This window comes from Pseudoalteromonas sp. PB2-1 (genome assembly GCF_045040605.1).
GTDB lineage: Bacteria > Pseudomonadota > Gammaproteobacteria > Enterobacterales > Alteromonadaceae > Pseudoalteromonas > Pseudoalteromonas arabiensis.
Genome location: NZ_CP090667.1, coordinates 2268156 through 2291362 on the forward strand (window position 1 = coordinate 2268156; position 23207 = coordinate 2291362).

Consider the following 23207-nt stretch of genomic DNA (forward strand, 5'->3'; position numbering starts at 1 on the left):
CGGAAATTCTAACTTGTATTAGTCCCAATCAAACTTATAGAGAATATCAACATTTTGATAGAGCCCACTGGTTACTTCAATGTACAGTTGTGACAACAGTTGGTAACGCACAGCCACTTCACTTAACGAATCAAAAATTCCCACACTGTATTTAACTTGTATACCTGGGGTCAGGTAACCTGAAATTTCTACTTTCGTATCATCGCCACTCCCCTTTGAACTCAAGCTGACGTCAGATAAACCAAAGCTTTCTCCTATTTTAGAAACAACCCCTTCACTACGGTTAACCCCTTGGGCTAGTAAAAGTTGTGTAAGCATCGCATCCGTTGAGCTGTCGCCTTCATCTAACGGTTGACCATTCAATAGGTACGCCAGTGCTTGTGCTTGGTCCATGGCAGGTTCTGAATAAACTTTCAAAGAGGGCTGCTCAACATTCCCCGTTAAAGTGATCCCCGCAATAACCCCATTTGAGGTGTTTTCTGGATTTCTAATTGCTTTAATATTGAGATAAGGTTTATCAATCGAACCACTGAAGCCAACCTGCCCTGTACGAATTTGTAAATCTTGACCAAATGCACGATAAGTACCTTCGATTAGATTTAACTCACCCGTTGCAATCATAGGAGTGGTTTGATCCATACTAATATTTATATCGCCTGCTACTTTTGATTTGAGGCCAAATGAATCGATACGTACATCATTCTCCACTAAAAGCTTCAAATTAATAGCGTAATCAAACGGGGCTTTTTCCGTTTTTTGCTGCTCTATATCTACAATGACTTCATCATCACTCACTTGCACGGCACCTTCGGGAAGCTCTTCTATTTCAATTCTGCCCCATGGCACGACAACCTGCCCCTCTAAATTAAATGCACGATTTTTTAATGACATCGTAATGTCTGGCGAGACCTTAAATGTGACATCTTGCTGCGCACGAACGAAAAACTCACTCCCCTCCAGCTTCACATTCACATCCGGCAACTCAGCTTGCCAATCAATATCACCCGACAAATTGAGTGAACCACCCTCTGCGTCTTTCAGCTTGCCTGTGATCTCTGCGCTTTGATTATTAAATGCAATGTTAACGTGCGAATCTTGCAGTGAAACAGGTAAAGTCGCACCATCTAAGTTAACTCGCTCGACATTTAACTCACCATTTAGCAAGGGTTCTTTCAATGTGCCTGCAACGTTCAGCTTGCCTCTAATTTCTCCGCTTAGTTGCTCAAGCGAACCAATAAATGGCTGAATATTTGTCAGCAAGATCTTGTCAATTTCTAGCTCGCCGGATAAATTTTGATTAGCTTGTATATCGTCGATATTAATGTGTGACGTCACTTTACCAAGTACAGAAGAATCAAGTGTTGCCTCTAATTTGCCAATACTGGCATCACTCATCGCCGACAAGTTAAGCTCTTCAATAGGCAGTTTATACACATTTGCATCATCTATCAGTGTAGCTACAAGTTCGCTGGTGCTAATATTGGCACGCATTGTTTTAAGCGCACCATCAGCCCAATTAGCCACAAATTCGCCGTTTGCTGAACCGTTGACCTTAATATTTTCAGGTATAAATCGGTTAAACTCTGGGAGTGATAACGCAGCTAACTGCGCATTTAGCTGACCAAACTGCTTAGTCTGCTGAAGTGTATTAACACAAAGCTTTGAGCTTGCACTTTGCCAACAATGATCAGCAATATTAAAGTCGAGCGTATTTATATCAACATGTGCTTTAATCGCTTTATCTGTGGTTAAACGTATATGATTATCGGTAATTAAAATATTACTTAAACTACCTTGCCATTTGTCTTTTTTAAGTTGCCCATTAATATCCAGAGATGCTTTTCCTTGGTCCGCATCTAAAAGCAGCCGCAGGTGATGATCAACCTTGTCACCTGCTATATTTAACTCAGCCTGATTAATCTTATGCTCTGCCATGGTTGCAGAATCCAGAACAAGCGATATATCTGTTTGCCAGTCGGCAGCATAGTCGAACTGACCTTTAAGTGTTAATCCATCAATTTGAAGATCTTGATAGCTCAAGGTATTAAGAGCTAAATTTAAATCAACCACAGGGGCTAAACGCTCGCCACGAATAACTAAGTCTGCATTCCCTTTGCCCTGCATAGGTAAAATTTCTTGGTCGGCGGCATCTAAGCGTAGCTTGCCATCAACACGCCAGCTGTCATCAACTTGGCCTGATAGAGCAAGCTCATTACGGCCACTTTTTAATTGCAGTTTTTCAAAACTTGCATGCAGGCTGCTATCAAGTTTAAAGTCTGATTCTAGACTTACAGGTACATCGTTTACGGTACCATTAATTGTGGTATTCTCGACTGCCAACTGCCAGTCAGTACCAGTTAAACCAAATGATCCTTTGAAACCACCTGATAAATCACTACTCATAGCATCAGTTAAATACTGTGCTTTTAAGTGTTCAAGTTTGCCGTTAAATTCAGTATTTACACCTTTTGACCAATCAACCGATGCGTGAATAATTGCTTGGCTTTCATTAGCATTTAACTTTAGCTGATCGAGGTTTGCCTTTGTTAAACTTCCTTGCAATTGGCTACTAACTGACACCTGAGGATATGCGCCAAGTTGGCTAATTAAATCAACTTTAACTTTATAGTCGTTTGCATGCCCTTGCCCATGTAAATCTAGCTTTGAAATATTGAGTTGTTCAGCGCCTGCATCAAGCGACCACGTATCAACACGGCCGGTTAAACTAAATGGAAAGTTATCTTTTTGTAGATTGACTTGCGCATCCACTTTTAAAGGGTACTGTCCTTGTGTTAACAACGTCATTTTTAAATCAGCTAACGACCCTGTTAGCTCAAGCGTTAACTGATGACTAGGGTGAGTGAGAGCAACATGGCCTTGCACTGAGTTATCCGCATTGAGTTCAGCAAATAAATCAGTATTTAACTGCCAATCATTGTATTGTGCGTCAAGCTTTTCAACTCTCACTTCATGACCTTTCGCAGTCGCTGAGAGGGCGATATTGTTAATGACTTCAGCACTTTCGGATGCGACCGGTGTCACCGCTACTTTACTGATATTTAAAGTATTAAGTTGTATATCAAGGGGTAAAGTTAAGTCCAGAGTGGGTAATGCAGGCAGTACCGTTAATGGTTGGCTTTTGGGCTGCTCTTTGACTTCATGAAGTTGCACTGTAACAGTATTAATTTTCAGCGCATCAACGAGAATATCAGATAGCTCGGCAACAGCAGAAAGGTTTAGCTTTTCAATAGTCACATCAGCACTTGGGTGCGCTAAAGTTAATTGGTTAATTGCAATACGCTTAACGGTTACTTTCAGCGGTAATGTGATTTGCTCTGCGACGAGTGAAGCATCTTCTTGTAATTGCTCTTGAGCAGATTGTGGTTGTTGCCCCGCTACTGCTTGTTTGCTTTTAACATTTACATCAATGTTCAGTGCACTAATATTATCAAGGCAGATGCCATCGCACCCCCACCAAAAAAGATCAACTTTGAGCTGTTTAGCATAGAGCTTGATAGCTTGGTTTTCATAACGCACATCAAACGGATCATTATATAAAAAACGGCCTGAAGGTAACTTAATCTCTAAGCCATCCACCAACTTATTAGCTGAGTATGCAATAAAGTGATTACCAGGTGCGGTGAATAACAAACAAAAAAGTAAAACGCCAATGCTTAAAAGTGTTACCGTGAGTACTGAGATTATTTTTTTAAACTTCATATTAAATTTCAGGCCCTATGGTAATACTTAAACGCGTACTTTTACTCTCTTTTGTTACTCCCCAAGCATGGTCTATACGAATTGGTCCAACAGGCGTTAAATAACGCAAACCAAAACCAGCACCGACCTCGACTCGATCACTAAAATCATTGGTTGCTGTACCGCTGTCAACAAACAAAGCTGCGCGCCAGTTTTTAGCAAACTGATAGTTATACTCCATGGTCCCTGACATTAAATATTTACCACCAATCAAGCGCCCATTTTCATCCTCAGGTGAAATCGACTGATACGCAAAGCCACGCACGCTTTGATCACCACCAGCATAAAACCGAAGTGAAAAAGGCACATTGTCTATATCATCCACTAACATGGCCCCTAAATTAGCACGCAAGAAAAATAAATGGCGATCAGCCACTGTCGTTAACCATGCATTTTGCAATTGTAAACGTATAATATTGGTGGTCGAGAACATATCCTTTAAGCCAAACTCGGCAGAGATCAACCATTGGTAGCCTTCGTAAGGAGTTGTGCCACCTTCAGTCTCTTTTTTTGCGTAACTTATGCCAGGCATCAACATTTTTGAGCTTTGCTCTTCATCACCGATACGATAAGTTTCACGATCACGTCGAATAAAGGCGGTGCGTACCCAATCATCGTCGGTTAACCATTGCCGTTGTATTTGGCCTGTTAAAATTTTACTATAAACATCGTTTGTCAGCTCATCTTCTAACTTATAACCCACAGAAAAGCGCCATAAGTCATCATTGGGATCATCAACTGGCACGGTGTAACCGAGCGATATATCTTGTTGTCTTTGTGACACATTCAGATTACTTTCTAAATAGTGACCATCACTTGTGATCCAAGGCTTTGTCCATTTAAAGCGCACTTTTGGGCCAAGGTCAGTGCTATAGCCACCACCAACTTCATAACTATTTGCTGGTTTATGAAGGACATCTACTTTTACGGGAACACGTTGTTCTTTACGGTTTGCAATATCGGCATAAACCCTGACACTGGAAAAATAAGGCGTGCTTGACAACGCTAGGTTATAATCAGAAACCTCCGTTGCTTTATAAGGCTGGCCATTGTTAAAGCTCGTAAGTGAGCGAATATATTTTTCAGCGGGTGTTTCATTGCCAATAATAATTTCTCCAAACTGATAACGAGGACCGGTGTCTATGTTAAACGTGATATCGGCACTGTTTTTTTTCAAAGACACAGCTAATGTGCGTTGGTGCCACTTAGTATCAAAGTAACCAAGTTCAAGAAGCTGGCCTTCAATTCGCTTTCTAGCCGCTTCGTAGTTAGCATGATTTAGAAAATCACCTTGTTTTAGTTTAATGCCGTTAACTGCCGCCATAAATTCGGGGTCGCTTTTTCCCGCACCGGTAATGGTTATATTTATGTTCGCAATACGAGTGACAGGTCCTCGCTCCACATTAACAACAATAAGCTGCTTTTCTTGGTCGAAATTAATTTTAATAACGGGTTTATAGTAGCCGAGTGCTTTTAGGCTTGTTTCAACTTGACTTTTTGCATGGCGTTTAAGTGCTTTTGACGCTTTTTCATCGATTAACTGGTTAACGTAAAGTTCAACGTTTTTTTCAAGTTCACCACTGAGTCCCTGAATTTTATATTCTTTTATGATTGTTGCTGCACTAAAAGCTGGATGGCTAAAAGAGGTGCACAAAAGTAAAAAGACAAAAAAGAAATGCCGAGAGAACAAAAAATATCCTTACCTTTTTGAAATGCCTGAAGCGAAAATGAGTACAAACTAATTTTAACACAGTGAGATAATGACTGACATAATGGAAATAGTAAAATTAGTACACGTAACGCTATTAATTTCGCTACAATAGCGGACAATAACTAGATTTAAAATGAATGAGCGATTAAATGCATTTCCCAGACGATGAAAATGGTCAATTATTAGCTGAAATTGCGGCTGCCGGTGTCGATTTAAACTGTTTACAAGAAGTCGACTTTTATATTTTGTTTGAGCAAAAGCCAGATGCAGAAAAGTTTGCAACAGCCATTGAAAGTGACGAGTTAGCGCCGAGTACAGAACTCAATAAATGCCCTGATACTGGCGTATGGGAAGTGATTACACGCGTTAAAATGGTGCCAGATCACACCTTACTTTCTCAAACAGAACAATACCTTGAAAGTATTGCCAACGGTCATAATGGCTATGGTGATGGTTGGGGCTTGATGGCTGAAGATTAATTAATATAGTTTGTTGCGCGATGCAATATCGCGCAAAGCCCTAATGTGACAATTGATTTGCTTTTCTGAAGCTGCCTTCATAATCAAACAATTTCTCAGCTACCTTCCAACCATACTTCTTATTTTTACGCGCTATAACAAAATCGGGGGCAACTAATAAATGCTGTGCTGATTCAACTTGTTCAGCAGTTTGCCACTTTTTGCTAGCTGCTCCCTCTTTATGTCGCTGAAACTGTTTATTAAAAATAAATCGCCCAGTATCATTCGCTAGATTAAAAATCTCATCGCAACTGGCGCCATCTTCATCAAAGTAACTTATTTTTAAAAGTCCATTAGGTAATGCCTTCGCTGACAACCCGCTACAACGAAGCACTAAGGCATCTTTTAAATTAAGGGCTTCTCGTAGTTTATCATCAGGGTCAGCCATCATTGCGCCACATGACTGACATTGTCTAGCAGCAATATCATTTTGCTCACCACATTGCTCACACTCTTTGAAGCGAAAGCGATAATCACATTGTTCTTGTGTGTCTCCATCGTCAAGTAATCCTTGGCAGCGTCGCCCAAAATGTTCAATCACTTTACCGCTATCGTCTGTTTTGCCCCAAAAAATATTAGCAAAACCGCAACCAGGACACAGTACCTGTACTGGTTCATTATCACTTTGCCCCTTTTTACTGCCTACTTCTGGGTAAAAGAGATCAAAACCATTCCCTGCATAGTCAATGACTAAGCAATCTTTTTTCCCTTCACTTAAACGCAGTCCACGACCTACTATTTGCTGGTATAGACTCACTGATTCTGTAGGACGTAAAATAGCAATATAGTCGACATGAGGAGCATCAAACCCTGTTGTTAACACCGAAACATTGACCAAAAACTTTAACTGTTTTTGTTTAAATAGAGTAATAATTTGGTCGCGTTCGTTGTTATCGGTCTCCCCTGTAATCAACGCAGTTTGCTCAGCAGGTAAATAGCCAACAATTTCTTTTGCATGCATAACAGTGGCTGCAAAAATCATCACTCCATGGCGATTTTCGCTGTAATCAATCACTTGTTTAATAATGGCTTTGGTTGCCCGGGTACTGTCCTTAAGCAGTGCATTCATGTTTTCAACACTGTAGCGACCAAAAGAGTCACTGGGTAATGAAGCAAAGTCATAATGACTAATTGCAGCATCAATTTCATGAGGAGGTGTTAAATAGCCATGTTTAATCATGTAGCGTAGTGGTAATTCAAAAATACACTTTTTGAATGGTGCTGATTGCTCCCCTCGAACAAATCCATGGTAATGATGATGATAAACCCAGCCCATACCCATTCTAAATGGTGTCGCAGTCAACCCTAACACTTTGAGTTGTGAGTTTTGCTTTTTCAGGGCACTGATCACCTGTCCATATTGGCTTTTATCATCGCCACTTACACGGTGGCACTCATCAATAATTAGCAATGAGTAGGCTTCGTCAAGCTGTGCGGTATTTCTAGCAAGTGACTGGACGCTGGCAAAGGTCACTTGTTCACTCAGTGATTTTTGCTTTAAACCTGCCGAGAAGATACTCGCCTTAAAACCAAAGCTGGCATATTTTTGTGCATTTTGCTCCACCAGCTCTTTAACATGGGCGAGCACTAAAATTTTTTGCCTAGCTATTCTTGCAAGTTCCGCAATGACTAAGCTTTTACCCGCTCCTGTGGGCAACACAATCAACGCGGCATCATTTGTCTTTCGAAAGTGCGCAACGGTTCTATCTACGGCTTCTTGCTGATAAGGTCTTAATGTGTATTTCATACTAGTATGATGGGCGACAAAAAAGGGAAGCATACGCTTCCCTTTTCAATCTTTAAAGTGAAATTATGCTAGGTGTTTAGTTAAATCAACGCCTTGGAATGCTTTAGGTCGTTTACCACGGCCAGTCCACTCAACGATTTCACCATTATACTCAATGCGGTATTTAGGTTTTACTTTTGTGCGCTTATCAGTGCCTACCACATCTTGTAGATCTTCTAATGTAAGTCCTTTTTCTTTTAAAAGATCGAGTACTTCTTTTTTAGCTTCTTGCTGTTGAGTATTTTTCTCGATAGCTGTATCAATAAGTTGCTTTGCTTTTTCTAGCTCACTTAAAGATGCAGTTTTTACAAAAGATCGAATTTCTTTCATTGAAAGCTCTCTTTATTATAAAAGTTAAGTTACATATAGAACCTCAACCAGTATATGAGGAAAATATAAAATAATCTATTATATACCCTAACTTTATTTATTTTATTCAGACCAACCTTTTATTTTATCCACGATATCATTCAACTGTACAATAAGCATTCGAACAATTTCTGGGTCTTGGTTTTTGCTAAATTCTTGCTCTGTATTCACTATAAGCTCAGAGAGTGCTGGATACTGAAGCATCACGATAGCTCCTTTAAGCTTATGAATAGTTGAAGAAATCTTACTATATTCACTATTTTCGAGTTGTTCGTTTAACGTACTTAAATCGATTTGCAGGCTATTTACAAATACATCTGCCAACATTTTTGCATCTGCCTCATTTCCAAAAACATTTAACCAATGCTGTTTGCTTTTTATTCCTGTTAACGATGACTCTATATTCGTTTCTTGTACCTGGTTTTTGTCTTTTTGTAGATCAATAAACTCTACTAGCCTGTTATATAACTCGTTAAGTTTGTATGGCTTAAATAACACACAATTCATCCCTACTTTCATTGCTTTATCAAGACACTCTTGGGAGTCATCAGCAGTAAACCCTATAATTGGTAAGGATTTAAACTCAGGCATGCCACGAAGCTGCTGAGTTAGTTTAAAGCCATCTAGGTGTGGCATATGACAATCGGTCAATAACAAATCAAAATGACCATTACGCAGAGTATTTAATGCTGCAATACCATCTTCAACCATCACAGCTTTAATACCTAACTTCTGGCACTGTTTTTCTAATAGTAATTGATTAGTTTTATTATCCTCAGCTATCAGAATCTTGCCATGCAAACTATCCGTGCCTTTTGAGGAAATAAATTGAGTGTTGGCATGAACATTATTGAACAGTTCACGTAATAGATCTGGGTATATGGGGTTAACCCCTAAGGTATGACAACAGCATTTTAGGTGTGGTTTTCCCTCACCAGATAGAGCGACAATAATATAACGATTACTTGAGTGAGGTATAGCCTGCTGCCAATCATCCCCCCATAACTGCTGCATATATTGTTCATCAATGAGGATGTTCTCTATATTGGTGAATGTATTTTTATCTATCGGCCAAGATAATTGATTATAGTTAATGCCCATAGTCGATAAGTTATCAAGTAATTGACGGTTATTACTATATACTGACCAATATAGAGATGGTAATGGGCTTTTATCTTTGAATACATTCGTTAATGGAACCGAAATATAAACATTTGTCCCTTTCGAGAAGGTGCTGGAAATCGTAATTTCCCCTTTCATTGCTTCAATTAATTGTTTAGCCAATGTAAGTCCAAGCCCTGCCCCGCCATAACGCCTCTGTGTGGAGCCATCAGCTTGCTCGAAAGGGGTATAAATATCTGCAAGTTGCTGTGCAGTCATTCCTGTGCCCGTATCCGACACCTCAATTTTTAATTTATGTTTATCGAACAATACGTCACAATTAATGCTACCTGATTCAGTAAATTTAACCGCATTATTAAGAACATTTGAAAGCACTTGCATCAAGTGAGTTACATCAACCTGTGCAGATGTATACGCCGCTGTTCGCCAAGAAAGCGTAAAGTCTAAACCTTTTTCTTTTGCTAAGTATTCATGAGCACGAAAAACACGACACAGGTGCGACTCAAGATCTACATCTTGATAATTTAATTCGATGTTGCCTGAATTAGTGTTAGCAAAATACAAGATATCATTCACTAAGCTTAGTAGCTTAGAAATAGAGCTATCGATGTGCTCTAATAAATAGAATTGTTCATCTGTTAAAGTAGATGACTTTAGTAGTTCAATAAAGCCATTAACCCCTGATATTGGCGTACGTAATTCATGACTCATTGTGGCTATAAAGCGGCTTTTTGCGAGCTCAGCCTGATGCGCTAATTGATTTGCTTTACTTAAATCGGCTTGCTGTCTTTTTAATAAGCTAATATCGAGTAAAATTCCATTCCAACGAATCCCTTCATTTGTCGAAGTAGTCATACTCTCAGCGTTGGCAATATAACGACACCAGATTTGTTGACCTAAATTATTTACCCGAAATTCTATGTCGATTATTTTATTTAACTTACTGGCTGACTTAAATGCTTTGGCTATTTTGATACGATCAACATCATCAATATACGGTGAAATACAACCGGTCATACCACGCTGGTTGACTGTACGGGAGGTAACCCCGAGTAAACTTTGTGCGCCTTTACTTATATAGGTATAGCAGCCCTCTCCATTATCATAATACTCATACTGAAATACACCACCTGGAATCGTATCTGTTATCGTTTGCAACAAACGCTGCACAGATTGTGTCTCTCGTTGTAAATTGTGGTGCTGTGTTACATCCGTTATCACTGTCAAAATTCCAGCTAATTGCTCATCAGTTCCGAAATAAGGTTTCTTTGTATACAGCAAATCAAGTTGCTTTCCTTGTCGGTTGGTATATTTAATTTGCTGATTGATGGCTTTTCCTGAGTCTAAACTATATTTGTTTTGTGCAATCAAGTCTTTAACAACAGGTAAATCATCGCGCAAGAATTGCTTTTGCTCATCCCATAAATGCGCAAAGTTCTCGCGGTAAGCCTTATTCCACATTAGGCGTTTTTGATCTTTATCTTGTATCACCACCATTGTAGGTAAATCATCAATTAACTTTTGGGTGAAATTTAACTTCTCCAACGCGACTTGCTCTGCTTTTTGTCGCTTGACTATTTCGCGATTGATGGTGTAGCGCCAACCAATGAAGTACACAATAGAGACAAAAATCAATATTAAAACTAAAATAGCTGTCGTATTAACCGTTTGCCTGTCATAACCTCTCTCAATACTAAAAATCCCATGCCGATTTACAATATGAGTGAAATCATTACTTGTTAATGTTTTAAATAAGCTATCAAGCAATGTAGCAAAATCAGGCAGATTTTGATTGATTAAAAAATAAATAGGCTGTGTGTATTGATATCGGGGGTTTATATAAAACTCACCAATATAAAATTGGTTAAGCTGATAGGCCGCTATACTTTGCGGTAACATCACCCCATCAATGGTATCGTTTCTTAGGGCATAGAAAAGTGTTTTGACTGAGTTAAACGAGACAGTTTCGATAGGTTTATTTGTGATTAATTTCTGTTTAGGATCTGCAAATACATCAAGATAACCAATGCGAGAACCATTGTTTCTTTGTTTAGAAATCAAGATCATCTCGAAACTATAATGTGAAGGAAGCGCAATTAGAGTACCATGATCAAGCTTATCAGGTGTCATGGTCGGAATAAGATCAATTTTATTAGCAAGAAACAACTTTGCCAATTCATCACTATTGGCTGCAGGAATATATTTAAATTGAATACCACTTCGCTGCGCCAGTAACATCATAGTATCGTTTAGATAACCCGTTGCCTCACCATTATTATTCGTCGAATTGACTGGAAATAAATCATCTACAAACGAAAATGTCAGTAATAGGTTTGTTTCTTCATCCCCCCCTATTCGATTAAAGTCTCGCTTAAACTGGCTATAGGCTTTTGATGCTAAATATTCTTCACTTGCCGAGTTTTCCCAGAGCTGTTTGGTTGTCGGTGAGATAGAAGCAAGTAAAGAATTAACTTGGTTTCTCAATACGACCTTCTGCTGGTTAAACATGACATGTAGTGTTTCACTGGCAAGCCAAATTGGGCTGACTATTTTTAAGTTCTTTTGTGGGCGCTTTTTTAAATAATGGGAGAGCACCGAGTAATCACCTAAAAAAGCATCAAAAGTACCGTCTGATACTTTATCAAAGGCATCCTCGGGTTTTATAAAACGATTGATAAATAACGCACCATTTTGTGCCAAATATTCACAATGAGAGCTTCCCGTTATACAAACCCAGCGTAAGCTTGCCAAGTTTTTTAACGCATCATTGGCAATAGATTGGTTGGCTACAATACCCTGAGGTGCTTCCATAAACGGAGCTGAAAATAAGAAATGCTTCTTACGCTGTGCAGTTTTATTTAAACCAACCGTAAAGTCTATTTCCCCAGCTTGTAGAGCATCGAGGAGAAGATCTAAACTATCGAACACTTGATACTCTAGCTTTGAATCGGTTAGGCGAGCAATTTCATCACTGTAACCAACGATGACTCCTGAGAATTGCCCCTCCTCTGTACGCGTGTGGTAAGGGAAGAAGTTGTAATTGACGATACCCGCTTTGAGCTTTGGTTTATCCTCTTGTGTGGCTTGCGTAAAAAAAGTACAAAAAAATAAAAGCGCTAGTGATATAGTTAATTTATAGCTTTTCAACAAAAAACCTTCTGAGTCAACACTCAACATATTAAAGTATAAGAGAATAAGTTATCCCCTACAATAAAACGACCTATTGTGTATTAACTTCTTGCATTTAACGATGAGGCCAAAAAGCAATACGGTAACAATAACTTTACGCAAAACTGGCTAGATGTTGTATAAAAATTGATTTAACCAAGCAGTTACACAAGTAGACCTGTCAAATAGCTCGAAACAAACAATTAATGCAACAAAGAAAAAGGCCAAAACATAATGTCTTGGCCTTAGTAGGGAAAAATATTAACAGTTCATTAAAACTTAAGGTTAACACTCATATGTACAAAACGACCTAAAGTGTCATAGTAGCCGGCTACTGTATTCGCGTTTGACGAAATAGTGTTACCAACCATAGGTGGCTCTTTATCAAAGATGTTATTAATACCACCTGTCAGCGTTACGTGCTCATTTACAGAGTAATTACCTGAAAGGTCGATGAAATTGTAAGAATCAATACCACCATTTTCAATTAGTGATGTATCTGCATCACCTTCGTAATCTACGCCGCCGTAGTAACGCCATTTAAGGCCTACTCGCCAATCATCTGCAATATAATTTACATTCGCAGTGTGACGCCATTTTGGTGATGCAAAACAGTCCGTACTTACATTACCAGAACAATCATAAGCCAGTGACTCATCACCTAAGATTGGCTCCACTTCTTTTTTGATGCTGTAGTAACCATTAATATCAAATTTCAATGTTGCTTCGTTAAGCTCCATTGTATAAGCAGCTGTTAAATCAACACCTTCCCACGTACGACCACCAATGTTGTCACTTAAGTTTACAACATAACCATCTTGGCCTAACCATAGGCTACCTGATGCACTTCGTTGAATATTATCACAGAAGAAAGCATCACCGGTTGTAGCACAGTTATTTAAGATGCGCTCAGCACCCACAACACCCACTACCTTTTCCATTTCAATTTGGAAATAATCAACAGAGAAGTTGAAGTTATCAAATGGGTTTGCAACTAAACCAATCGTAATGGTTTCAGCTTCTTCCGGTTTTAGGTTTGGATTACCACCAGCAAATTGATTGTATTGACCCGCAGGTGATGCAGTAACGGCACCATACTGTGAACCAGTTACACCCGTGTTAGCACACTGCGTTGAATCATATGCAGGGCTGTCACTTGCACAACCGTCACTACCACTCCAAAGGCTGATGCTTTGTGCTGAGAATAGCTCACCAACATTAGGAGCACGAACCGCTTTTGCAAAGCTTGCACGGAACTTATACGCATCGGCTAGTGTATAATCACCACCAATTGAGTAAGTTGTATCTGAACCTGTTGTTGAGTAATCAGACCAACGTGCAGCTGTTGAAATATTAAACTCATCTAGCACTGGGATTTGTAGCTCACCGTACACTTCATTTACATCAATCGAGCCATATAAGCTTGGTGATGGACCACCTTGACCTAATAACTGACCTTCTTCATAAACCGTATCTGATGTACGCTCATATTCTTGCTCACGGCGTTCCACACCAAATACAGCTGCAATAGGTAAAGATGCACTTGGCAGAGTCAAATCAAGCTCACCTGATACATAACCACTATAAATTGTTTGTGTCACTAAACCAGTTTGCGTACCAACACCTGCCAGCTGCGCTGCTTGCTCAGGTGTTACGCCATCTAGTTCAAATACATTATAGTAAAGACAACCATCTGCTTCTTCACATGATGTACCAACAGCGCCAACACGTGGACCAATTTTTGGTGCTAATAAATCATTTTTATACACTGAGCTCGATGTTGTTGCAGAATAGTTATAGCTAACATCATATGTCCAGTTATCATTAATCTCACCTTCCATACCCGTTAGGATACGATATGAAGTATGCTCTAGGTTATCTGCACGCGGGCCACCTTCAACATTACGTTTACCGATGTAAGCAACAAATTGGTCACTTCCTGTTTGACCAAAAAGCTCTTGCAACTGCTGTTTTTGTAAGTCCGACAATAATGGGTTGTTATAATCCATTAAAAACTCTTCGTTGAAGAACGTACCTGACTCAGCGATTTGACCAGCTGTTCTATTGTGCATAAATGAGAACTCTAGGTATGGTCTAAAGTGCTCATTGATTTCATAATCAATGAAGCTACCTAATGTAAAGCGCTCATTTGGGCGTAAGAAGTGATTCACCGGCGCATAGTTATAACGATAACCATCGTCTTCAATAAAACCCTGACCATTTGGGTTTAGATAGCCCCAAAATTCTTGTTTATAGTCTACTTCGCCATCAACAACAGGGAAGATATCAAAGTGTGGGTTTGGTGTATTTGCTGAACCACCACACACGTTACCCGCACCATTTAAAGCACATGACGAATAGTCGCGGCTGCCCTGCAACAACTCTGTTTGACGGTTGTAAGTTACGTAACCAACTGCATGGCCTTTACCAGAGTCAAAGCCACTACCTACCGTTAAATCTAAGCTATATGACTTACCATCGATCCCCGTATTGCCCGTTTCATAATCATAGCCTTGATCATCCATCAGGCCTTGAATATACCCATTATCATTATTATGTTGATAGCCTGATGCTCCCATATTGAATGAAATACCATCAAACTCATCGTTCATCACAAAGTTAACAACACCCGCAACAGCATCAGCACCATAAACTGCCGCCGCACCACCTGTGAGTACGTCAACACGCTTAACTAATGATGCTGGAATTTGGTTAATATCTGGAACCTGAGATGTAATACTACCAGCCTGCATACGGCGGCCATTGATCAATACCAATGTTCTGTTTGAGCCAAGGCCACGAAGGTCAACGGTCGCGGTACCCGTTGCGCCATTCGCAAGAAATGAACTTTGCGCAGCTTCAATTTGTGGTAATTGGTTTAATACATCCTCAACACGAGAGAAACCGCTCAACTTAATCTCTTCAGCAGTCATTACAGTAACAGGACTAACCGTTTCAAGATCTGTACGTTTGATACGTGAACCTGTTACTTGGATGCGCTCAACTTTTTCAACACCGTCATCGGCTGCATTTGCAGCCATAGAAAAACCTGTCGAAGTAGAAGCAACGCCAAAAGCAAGCGCAAGGCGCACCGCTTTTGAAACTTGATTATTTAACATTTGATTCTCCCTGGACCACCAATAGTGGTTATAATTAGTATAATTATGTTTATTTTTTGTTACCAAAAATAGGTTTGGCCGGAGAATAATAAACAAATGAAAATAAATTTCCAGCACTTTATTTACATTTATTTAATAAAAATAAATTTAAGCTGTAACAACCCCATCTTTTCGCTCAAAAAACAAACAACCAATACAAGCCACTAAAATAGAGGAGTTTGCAGCTAGAGATTCATCAAAAAGAACTAGAGAAGCTGTATTTGCCTATCTTCAATTGACGCAAATTTTGCAACTAAATTACCAACAATCATTTCAGCTATTGGCAACAATTGCTTATTTACATAAATGGAATAATCATATTGATGGGTGCCGATATAAAATTCAGCTCCCTGTGCGGTGTACACATATTCAATAGTTTGTCCGCGCTTAATTTCACGGTGAGGGTTGTCAGCTAGGTATTGCTTTGCAGCTTTAACATGAGGAGGGATATTTTTTTGGTAATCAGTTAAGTGTTGACCTAAACGTTTACGATAAATAAGCAGCGCATCGAATTCGCCGTTATAGAGCTTTTTCACATACTTATCAAATGTTTGTATGATTAATTCTTGACTGTATGAGTCGCTAAATAATATTTCAAACAACTCAACTTGAAATTTATGAGCTAACTCTGTCCAATCACTGCGCACTGTCTCCATTCCTTTGAACACTAGGTGTGTGGCGCCATTTTTATCTATCTTACCTACATAGCGCTTTTTTGAGCCCGTTGCTTTACCACGTATTGTTGGCATAAAAAATGGGCTATAGTGAGTTTCATATTCAATTTCTAAGCAGCTGGTTATATTATAATTTTTTTCAAGCTCTGCGTGCCATCGCGCATTAATTTTCGTAGCAAGTTCAATACCTATTTCATGACAATTTGCAGGGCTTAGTTCATCATCTAACTTAACAAATGTCGAATCTGTATCACCATAAATAACTTGGTAACCCCACTGCTCAATCCATCGCTTTGTTGTCTGCATGATCTCATGCCCGCGTAAGGTAATCGAACTTGATAAACGCGGATCGTAAAATCGGCAACCTTTAGAGCCTAATACGCCATATAAACTATTCATAATGATTTTAATGGCCTGCGAAAGCATCGGTTGATTGTTATCTTTAGCAACTTGTCGGGTTGTGGCTAATTGGCGAATTAATTTAGGTAAATGGTGCTTAGTTCTTGAAAACAGGGCTTGATTAAACCCTTCAATCGCTAGTTCTGGTTCCTTTAGCCCCTCGACTAGACCTAAAGGGTCGATGCAAAAAGTACGCATTATTGACGGGTAAAGACTTTTATAATCGAGCACCACAATATTTTTATATAACCCTGGTTCAGAGTTCATAACATAGCCACCGGGGCTGTCAAAGCTTAAGCCATGATCACCCAAATTCGGTGCCACATAGCCACTACGGTGTAATAAAGGAAGATAAAGGTTGGTAAAGGCAGCTACAGAGCCGCCCATCCTTTCAAGTTCAAGACCGGTCATTTGACTGCGAACGGCAGCAAATTCGAGTAACTTTAATTTTTTGAAAATACGCTGTACTAAAATACAATCTTGTCGGTTGTACGCTGCAAGAGAAAGTTTATCCTCGTTAAATTGACGAACAATCTCATCTAACCGGTTATCCGTACTAATGAGCTTTTCTTCACCAAGCTCAATACTGGCGACATTAGCTAAGCTAAAACTATCATAGTGATACGTGGCATTTTTGAGCGTATCAATACCATCAATAACAACTCTGCCTGGGACTGTGACACGCGTGAAATTGCCGACCCTTAACTGCATTTTTTCATTATTACGCCCTAGGGGAAGTTCAACACCTAGTGCCTCAGCACGTTCATACAAGACACTGAAATCAAACTCTATGACATTCCAACCAATAATAACATCAGGGTCAATGACTTGAATTTTCTCACATAATTTAGTGAGCAAATCTATTTCATCAACACACCATTGAATATTAAAATCAAGCTCTGATGTATCAAGCGGCTCACCTATCATTAAAACAGTATCGACCTTGTCCCCCACTAAGCCCACAGAAAATAAGACACCGTCCCCACTGCACTCAATATCTAATGAGAGGCTATTAAAGTGGGGTGTGAAATCATTATTTTGTTTAAACTGAACATCTGTTAAAACACGAAAAGGTGAAGATTGAACGACTCGCCCCTTTGCCCACACCGCACCTTTTATAAAACGCTCCATCAAAAAGCGATCTACCGGCCTGATATCGTCTTCATACACATTCACAAAGTGAGCTTTAAGTTGTTTTGCTGCTTTGTAATAGTGTTTTAAGGACGAAAAATGACAGGCAACGACAGGGTGTTGTTGAAATGTTTTTAACGATATATGTTTAATTTCACAGTGAGTTTGGTACTCATTAAAAAGGCGAGTGACAGTATTCAGGTCCTGCTCACGAACAAAAAATACCGCCTTTTGCGGCGAACTAATCAGTTTAACAGGCCCTTGCTCTGACAAGATCCACACTACCATAGATATACCGTTGGCATTATCAAAACATTGCGTAGAAAGAATAAAGCCAGAAGCAAGCTGCATGTAAAAACCTTTTAGCCAAAAAGAGTAAAGCAAACGCTGAGCGACAAAATTAACCACAAGTTGCTTGTAGTTACCGCGTTAAATCTCTAAAATTCATTACTGTAATTATATACATACTTTAGGTTATCTGGACATGCTTTCTGACTCTTTAAAAAAAACAATTAGGCAAATTCATAAGCATGTTGCTGATAACCTAACTGATTATCGTCCTCGTAGCAGTCAAAATTATTTAGTAGCAGAAATCGCTAAAACCTTGGCTGGCGAATACCATAAATCGCAACGTATCTGCGTTATAGAAGCGGGTACTGGCACAGGTAAATCACTTGCCTATTGCTTGGGAGCCATCCCTCTGGCAATGGCAAAAAAGAAAAAGCTGGTTATTTCAACCGCGACAGTCGCCCTTCAAGAACAGCTCATTAATAAAGAACTGCCATTTTTTAAGGAACACTCAGGGCTGGATATAAAGTTTGATTTGGTTAAAGGTCGGCAACGCTATATTTGCGCACAAAAACTTAGTGCTGCAGTCAATGGTGATAGCCAGACACAAATGGAGTTTATGCCGACACTGTCATCTCCATTATCTGATATGGAAACCAAGTGTTTAAAACAACTCTATAATGCTTACTCTAAAAAACAATGGCAAGGCGACCGCGATAGCTGGGCTGATACAATTCCTGATAAAGTGTGGAACTTAATTGCTTGTGATAAGCACTCATGCCAACGGCAGATGCGTGCTCATCAATTATGCCCTTTTCACATGGCACGTCAGCGTCTTATGCAAATGGACGTACTCGTCATTAACCATTCTTTATTGCTCGCTGATTTAGACCTTGGCGGCGGTAAAATTCTCCCTGAGCCTGATGACACTATTTATGTGATTGATGAAGCGCATCACTTAGCCCACATCACCCGAGATTTTTCATCTGCTGCAGCAACGATTAAAGGCACTATAGATTGGCTTGATAAGCTGGTTAAATTCGCTGGAAAAATGGCGAATGTATTGGTAGGTCAAAAAGCCATAGGACAAAACTTCAAGCTCAGTGACAGTATCAATGATGCGGCAAAGAATTTAAAAGTGGTGCGTGATATTCTTGATAATGCAGATTTTAACTACAACAGTGACGATACCTATCGTTTTGAGCACGGTGAAATCCCAGCTTCTTTACATGCGAAAGCAAAAGATATCAGCGATGCCACTTTAGATGCTCTACGCGCGCTTAACAAAATGCATGACACCTTGGTACAAGATGTCAGTGATGGCGATATAAAACCTTACGTAGCCGATCCTATCTTAGCTGAAAGCGGTCAGTATATTAATCGCTTAGAGTTACTGAACAAATTATGGTTTAGTTATGCCACAAAAGGCGAAGGTATTCCCCATGCACGGTGGATAAAACGCCTAGAGTATAAGAACCATCATGATCATTTACTCAGCGATTGTCCTATTGAAGTCGGTTATTATCTAAAAGATAAATTATGGAACCAATGTGCAGGTGCAGTGCTCTGTTCAGCCACATTAACGGCGCTTGGTTCATTTGATCATTTTGCTTACGAATGCGGGCTTGCAAAAGAAGAAGGCGTAAAATACATCAAAGTGCCTTCACCATTTGACTACCCAAAACAAGCGACGTTGCATATTCCAAGCAGCCATATTGAACCCACAGATAAATCGTTTAGTGATCATCTCGCTGAGCAATTACCCAAATTCCTAGATGATAAAAGAGCCAACTTAGTCCTGTTTGCTTCATATTGGCAGATGGATCACGTTGTAAAGGTGCTACGCAGTAAAGGTATTGATGTGCTCGTACAAGGCGAGATGTCACGTGAAGCCTTACTCAAAAAACACAAAGCAAATGTTGATCTAGGTCGCGCTAGTTATTTATTTGGCACACAAAGTCTCTCAGAGGGGCTGGATCTGCCCGGCAAGTACCTTGAAAACTTAGTAATCACAAAAATCCCATTTGCAGTGCCCACGTCACCAATTGAAGAAGCCCAAGCGGAATTTGTACAAAGTAAAGGAGGCAATCCTTTTTTATCGATCACCGTTCCTGATGCAGCGAAGAAATTAGTACAAAGCTGTGGTAGACTGCTGCGCAAAGAAAATGATCAAGGTCGCATTACAATACTTGATCGCCGTTTAGTGACCAAGCGGTATGGCAAAGCCATGCTTGATACCTTGCCACCCTTTAAAAGACAAATTGATTATTAATGTTTGAATTAGCTTTAGATCCAACCACATGGGCACTACTTTGCGCTGTTGCCTTAGCCGCAGGCTTTATTGATGCAATTGCAGGCGGTGGCGGTATGCTGACAGTACCTGCACTTTTGACCGCAGGCCTTCCTCCCCATCTAACCCTAGGTACCAATAAGTTAGCTGCTAGTTTTGGCTCACTCACTGCAAGTGTCACTTACTTTCGCAAAAAGCTATTTAACCCTAGGTTTTGGGCCGCTTCCATTATGGCCACAGCCATCGGTGCGCTGTTAGGTACCTTAATCGTTGATTACCTAAGTATCGACTTTTTAAACAAATTGCTCCCTATCGTTATTATTTTAGTCGCATGCTACAGCCTATTTGGTAGTTTAAGCACAACCGAGCATAATGAACTGCCTAAACTCGATGCAAAAACAAAACTTAAACAATGGATACAAGGCTTGGGGCTGGGCTTTTTTGATGGCCTAGCAGGGCCAGGCACGGGGACTTTTTGGACCGCGTCAAACAGCTTACTTTATAAAATGAGCTTGCTGCTAAACTGCGGTCTTGCTCGATCAATGAACTTTGTTTCAAATTTTATCTCGTTGATCACCTTTGTCGCACTGGGCCATGTTAACTTTTTGCTTGGTATCACGATGGGCTTTTTTCTTATGTTGGGTGCGTGGATTGGCGCTCATTCTGCAATAAAATTCGGCAGTAAAATGATTCGCCCTGTTTTTAATACTGTGGTAATTATTTTAGCTTTAAAGTTAATTTATGAGGCCTACCTATAAATGAACTCACCTGCTTTAAACAAACTACATGAACAAATTGCTAGGCTTAAGCATCAAGCTGAACAATTTGATAACGGTCACTTTTTTGCTAAAAACCGTTATATGCAAGCGCAACCAAGTTTGTTTGATAAAGGGGTCTTTTCAACAAAGAGCATGAAACTCGCCGATTATGTCATCGAGATAGAAGAAGAGCTTGCCACTTTACCACCCGCTGAACATCGTCATGCCTATCAATATGCACTAGAACGCATAACTCAACAGGTGCAGGCAGTATTTAATGTCATAAAATCAACGCCTGTGTGGGCAAAAGAGAATAAATTCACTTATAAAGCAAAACCAAAACAGCATATTTTTAAACAAGCAGTTAAAAAGATTATGCAATCATCGCATGAGTTGTATGATGAATTAAAACAAAATCATGAGTTCGAGCGCAGATTGGTGTTAATGATTGAAGAAAGAAAATTAAAACTCGATGCTGCTAATACTACCCAAGCGAGTGAAATAAACAAAGAAATATTAGCTCTTCATGCAAGGCTTGGCCGGTGCCGAAAAGCCATTTCGGCCACTGAAGATAAAATACAGCAAGTCGAAAAACAGCAACTCAAATAATGTACTACTACCACCCTAGCTACTCTGAACTTGATTTACCAGAGCGACACCGCTTTCCGATTCAAAAATACCAATTGTTAAAAGAGCAGCTAAGTCATTTTATTGATGACGATTTTTTTATAACACCCAAGCAAGCAAATAAAGAACACTTAGCCCTGTGCCACGATCAGCATTACATAGATGCATTTCTCGCAGGTACGCTTGCACCAAAAGCCATTAAAAAAATGGGCTTTCCTTGGTCTGAATCACTTGTTGAGCGTAGTTTATATTCAGTGGGAGCAGCGATTCAAGGCGCTGAATATTCTTTAAAGCATGGTGCAGCATTTAACTTAAGTGGTGGTTATCATCATGCATTTAGTGATTATGGCAGTGGTTTTTGCATTTTTAATGACTTAGCGATTGCCGCCGCACACCTTATACAAACTGAACAAGCCGACACCGTAGTTATTTTTGATTGTGATGTACATCAAGGTGACGGCACTGCCGAGATTATTAATCAACACGAGCAGATTATTAGTTGCTCTATTCATTGCGAACAAAATTTTCCTCGCATAAAGCAATGCTCTAATTACGACTTTTCTCTTGAGCATGGAACGAAAGATAGTGACTACCTAAAAGCCGTGCAACAAGCCTTTGAGCTTACAACTAGACTGCATCAACCGGATATTATCTTATACAACGCAGGTGCAGATATTTTTAGTGATGACGAATTAGGCCATTTTTCGGTAAGTTTATCGGGTGTTTATCAACGCGACCATTTTGTTTTAAGCCAAGCCAAGGCACATAACATTCCTATTTTTGCAGCATTAGGTGGCGGCTATCAACGTAACACCGAACGTTTAGTCAATGTACATAAGCAGCTTTTTAAAGCCGCTGTCGATTTATTTTAAAGCTTGGTATACACTAAAAATACTAATTAATCAGGGTCGATATGTATGAAGTTACACGATGATATTCACAATTATTTTGAAAAGCTCGTTGTAGATGATATTGCAAAACGCAATCTTGAATCAGTGTATAATGAAGACATCATGGCTGACTTGTGCTGTACAGTCCTTAATCAGTTACCTGCGCGTTATATTCGTTACGATGTAGATATGGAGTTTTATCTGCCGCAATCAGAGCGAATGCTAATGGAGCAACAAGTACAAACCGCTATCGATGTTGCCATCACTCAAGTTTCAAAGAAGAAGGAACTCAATAATGAGTCGTGAATTGGAGGCTGCGCCAAATCATATTAAGCTTGCTGTCGATTTAATCATGCTATTAGAACAAAACGATGTGCCAGCAGAAGATGTACTCGCAGCTCTTGAAATTGTAAAATCTGATTTTGAAAAAAAGTTAATGCAAGCATCTGATTAACCTAAGCAGTTTATTTATTGTGCGGCTTTAACCGTATTAACCTCCCCATTTTTGTTATCATCTCCACCGTTATAGCACGACAAAGGAAATACCTTGTAACACAAA

General features: G+C 39.6%; 14 protein-coding genes. 7 read left to right on the forward strand and 7 right to left on the reverse strand.

The window, feature by feature from the left end:
- Positions 1–18 precede the first annotated feature (18 nt).
- Both L0Z67_RS10605 and L0Z67_RS10610 read right to left on the reverse strand, forming a co-directional pair.
- Positions 19–3720, reverse strand: a complete 3702-nt coding sequence (locus L0Z67_RS10605; protein WP_405128007.1) for a translocation/assembly module TamB domain-containing protein — start codon at positions 3718–3720, stop codon at positions 19–21.
- A gap of 1 nt (position 3721) precedes the next feature.
- On the reverse strand, positions 3722–5413 hold the full coding sequence (locus L0Z67_RS10610) for an autotransporter assembly complex family protein (protein WP_405128722.1): 1692 nt from the start codon (positions 5411–5413) through the stop codon (positions 3722–3724).
- 206 nt (positions 5414–5619) lie between these two features.
- On the opposite strand from L0Z67_RS10610, the gene L0Z67_RS10615 reads away from it, so the two are divergent.
- Positions 5620–5949 carry a ribonuclease E inhibitor RraB gene (locus L0Z67_RS10615; protein ID WP_062570001.1) on the forward strand — a complete coding sequence of 110 codons (330 nt, stop codon included), beginning with the start codon at positions 5620–5622 and terminating at the stop codon, positions 5947–5949.
- Between the two features lie 40 nt (positions 5950–5989).
- Here the strand turns inward: L0Z67_RS10615 and L0Z67_RS10620 are convergent, their stop codons facing one another.
- From L0Z67_RS10620 to L0Z67_RS10640, 5 genes are all read right to left on the reverse strand, one after another.
- Positions 5990–7735, reverse strand: coding sequence for a DEAD/DEAH box helicase (locus L0Z67_RS10620; RefSeq protein ID WP_193987501.1), 1746 nt, complete (start codon positions 7733–7735; stop codon positions 5990–5992).
- Positions 7736–7798: 63 nt separating this feature from the next.
- Positions 7799–8104, reverse strand: a complete 306-nt coding sequence (locus L0Z67_RS10625; protein ID WP_062570000.1) for an H-NS family nucleoid-associated regulatory protein — start codon at positions 8102–8104, stop codon at positions 7799–7801.
- A gap of 102 nt (positions 8105–8206) precedes the next feature.
- Complete coding sequence (locus tag L0Z67_RS10630) at positions 8207–12412, reverse strand: ATP-binding protein (protein WP_405128008.1); 4206 nt, start codon at positions 12410–12412, stop codon at positions 8207–8209.
- Positions 12413–12705: 293 nt separating this feature from the next.
- Positions 12706–15552 carry a TonB-dependent receptor domain-containing protein gene (locus L0Z67_RS10635; protein WP_237114227.1) on the reverse strand — a complete coding sequence of 949 codons (2847 nt, stop codon included), beginning with the start codon at positions 15550–15552 and terminating at the stop codon, positions 12706–12708.
- A gap of 245 nt (positions 15553–15797) precedes the next feature.
- Positions 15798–18146: a DNA polymerase II gene (locus L0Z67_RS10640; protein ID WP_405128009.1), complete on the reverse strand. Its 2349-nt coding sequence runs from the start codon at positions 18144–18146 to the stop codon at positions 15798–15800.
- Between the two features lie 133 nt (positions 18147–18279).
- Here L0Z67_RS10640 and dinG point away from each other — a divergent pair, with 133 nt between their 5' ends.
- Genes dinG through L0Z67_RS10670 form a run of 6 tightly spaced genes read left to right on the forward strand, consistent with a single transcriptional unit; the run spans position 18280 to position 23102 of the window.
- Complete coding sequence (gene dinG, locus L0Z67_RS10645) at positions 18280–20355, forward strand: ATP-dependent DNA helicase DinG (RefSeq protein WP_062569996.1); 2076 nt, start codon at positions 18280–18282, stop codon at positions 20353–20355.
- The gene (locus tag L0Z67_RS10650) at positions 20355–21131 is read left to right on the forward strand and encodes a TSUP family transporter (RefSeq protein ID WP_062569995.1); all 777 of its coding nucleotides are present in this window, start codon (positions 20355–20357) and stop codon (positions 21129–21131) included. The genes dinG and L0Z67_RS10650 overlap by 1 nt, the downstream gene beginning before the upstream one ends.
- Positions 21132–21740 carry a primosomal replication protein gene (locus tag L0Z67_RS10655; protein WP_405128010.1) on the forward strand — a complete coding sequence of 203 codons (609 nt, stop codon included), beginning with the start codon at positions 21132–21134 and terminating at the stop codon, positions 21738–21740. It abuts the gene before it with no gap.
- Positions 21737–22630, forward strand: coding sequence for a histone deacetylase (locus L0Z67_RS10660; protein ID WP_405128723.1), 894 nt, complete (start codon positions 21737–21739; stop codon positions 22628–22630). Before L0Z67_RS10655 ends, L0Z67_RS10660 begins: the two co-directional genes overlap by 4 nt.
- 45 nt (positions 22631–22675) lie before the next feature.
- Positions 22676–22954 carry a late competence development ComFB family protein gene (locus tag L0Z67_RS10665; RefSeq protein WP_062569992.1) on the forward strand — a complete coding sequence of 93 codons (279 nt, stop codon included), beginning with the start codon at positions 22676–22678 and terminating at the stop codon, positions 22952–22954.
- Positions 22944–23102 carry a YbaM family protein gene (locus L0Z67_RS10670; RefSeq protein WP_083515333.1) on the forward strand — a complete coding sequence of 53 codons (159 nt, stop codon included), beginning with the start codon at positions 22944–22946 and terminating at the stop codon, positions 23100–23102. Before L0Z67_RS10665 ends, L0Z67_RS10670 begins: the two co-directional genes overlap by 11 nt.
- Positions 23103–23207 lie beyond the last annotated feature (105 nt).